Raw genomic sequence first — 2,128 nt, 5'->3', positions numbered from 1 at the left:
CCCAGCCGGTCGGCGGTCGCCGTGGCCGGCGAGGTCTCCACGGAGAGCGGGACGGCGCGCAGATCGGCGCCCATCCGCTTCTCGGCGATGTCGCACAGCCGCTCCAGCTCGGCGGCGTCCAGGAAGGTGGGCGTACCGCCGCCGAAGGCCGCGGCGGCGAACCGTATCGCGTCGGTGCCCTCCTGGCCCGGCCCGGAGAGTGCCTCGCGTACGGCGGTCGCCTGCCGGTCGAGCGCGTCGAGGTAGCGCGTCGTCAGCTCGTCGGGCGCGCCGATACGGGTGAAGAGATTGCAGAAGCCGCAGCGGACCTCGCAGAACGGTATGTGCAGATAGAGGGAGAGGGCGTCCTTGCGTTCACCGGCCCACAGTTCGCGCAGTGATGGGCGGTCGGGCAGACGACGATAGGCTGTTTTATGCGGATATGCATAGACATAACTCTCGTACGGGCGTGGTACGGCGGCGCTTGTGGTGGCGCCCGTGGCGCCCGTGGTGGTGCTCATTGAAGGTCCCCGTGTTCCAGGAAGAAGTGGGCGTACGGCACGGTCCAGACGGCCTCGTGGCCCAGCCGGTGTCCGGTCCAGCCGTCGTCGCCATAGGTGGTGCCATGGTCGGAACAGACGATCGTGAAACAGCGACGGCGGCTGCTCGCGGCGGCGAAGAGCCGGCCGATGTGCCGGTCGACGTATTCGAGAGCGGCGGCGTGTGTGGCCCGTGAGTCGCCCGACTCCCGGTCGGCGCCGGGCAGATGGAACCAGTTGGGCTGGTGCAGTGCCGACACATTGACGAAGAGGAAGAGCCGCTGCTCGCGGTCGAGACCGGCGACGGTCTTCTCCGCGCGGGCGATCTGGGACTCGAAGGAGGCAGGCGATGTCACGCCGAACTCGGGCTCCCAGTGGCTCTCCTGGAAGAGTCCGGGCAGTACGGAGCCGAGTGCGCCTCGCTGGTTGAAGAAGCCGACGCCGCCGATACACACTGTGTGATACCCGGCCGCCGCGAGGCCCGAGACCAGATCGGGCGTGTCGAAGACGAAGGTCCGCCCGGCCGTGGTTTCACTGCCGCCGAAGCGGGCGGCGAACAGCCGTGGATGGGTGCCGGGTACCGCGGGCGTGGGCAGAAACCCGGCGAAGATCGCCTGGTGCGAGGCATAGGTGAAGCTGCCGGGTGCGTGCCGCTTCTCCCAGCGTCCGCCCGGGAGATGGCGGGCGAGATGAGGGATACGGCCCGCCGCGGCGAGCTCCTCGGCGACATCGAAGCGCAGGGTGTCGAGGGTGACGAGCAGCAGATCGTCCTGCCCGACCACCTCATTCATATCGGGTGTCGCCACGGTCGTCTCGGTCATCTCAGGCGCGTCTTATATGTCGGCATGGTCTTTCCTCGGTCGTCCGGCGTGGCGGGCGCCTCGGCAGGGCGGCGAGCTGGGCCGCGTAGGTGTCCAGAGCTTCGGCGTCCCGGCCGGGCAGGCCCATGAGGCCGGGCAGCAGATCGCCGAAGGCGTTGACCTCGCAGACGGCGAACCGGCGCCAGCCCCGGGCGGGCAGCAGATCGACGCCCACGCAGTGGGTGCCCGGGAAACAGCCGGCGGCCTGTTCGCAGACCGTGAGAGCCGTGGCCCAGCTTCCGCCCGCCGCCTCGATCGCGGCACGGGCCGCGCCGAGATCTCCTCTGCGCCCGCCGAGATGGAGATTGGTCATCGGGGAGGTGCTCGTACGCAGGACGGCGTGGGTGGCGCGGCCCGCGACGACCACCACCCGCAGATCGGCCGACCGGCCGTCCTGCACCGCCTTGGGCACCCACTGCTCGATATGCAGCCCGTCGGGCGCGAGCGTGTCCACGATCGCCGCCACCTCGCGCTCGGTCGTATAGCGGCGCACCCGCAGCGAGTTGAACAGCCGGCCCGCGCTGTCGCGCTCGACGGAGGTCGTGGCACGCACCCGTCCCGGGCCCGCCGTCTCGACGGCGAGCACTCCCGACGCCGACGATCCGTGGGCGAGTTTGACGAACGCCCGGCGCAGTCCGGCCCTCGCCATCAGGGACCGTACATCGTCCCAGCCGGTAACGGCCGGCGCGCCGGGCCCCGAGGTCGGCGACGCCGGTATGGGGATCCCCGCCGCGTCCAGCACTCCGTGGC

At 70.6% G+C, this 2,128-nt stretch carries 2 protein-coding genes and 1 pseudogene; all 3 read right to left on the bottom strand.

What is annotated here, in order from left to right; translation table 11 throughout:
* Positions 1–500: pseudogene (locus GA0115259_RS33400) on the bottom strand (coproporphyrinogen III oxidase family protein); the annotation flags it as partial.
* The gene (locus GA0115259_RS33395) at positions 497–1,309 is read right to left on the bottom strand and encodes an STM4013/SEN3800 family hydrolase (protein WP_093603875.1); all 813 of its coding nucleotides are present in this window, start codon (positions 1,307–1,309) and stop codon (positions 497–499) included. The pseudogene GA0115259_RS33400 and the gene GA0115259_RS33395, both read right to left, overlap by 4 nt.
* A gap of 31 nt (positions 1,310–1,340) precedes the next feature.
* The coding region (locus GA0115259_RS33390; protein ID WP_176732739.1) for an STM4014 family protein at positions 1,341–2,128 on the bottom strand (788 nt) is incomplete at its 5' end.

The organism is Streptomyces sp. MnatMP-M17 (assembly GCF_900091995.1).
Classification (GTDB): Bacteria; Actinomycetota; Actinomycetes; order Streptomycetales; family Streptomycetaceae; genus Streptomyces.
The sequence above is the reverse complement of the archived record's forward strand: the minus strand, read 5'-3'. Positions and strand labels throughout refer to the sequence as shown.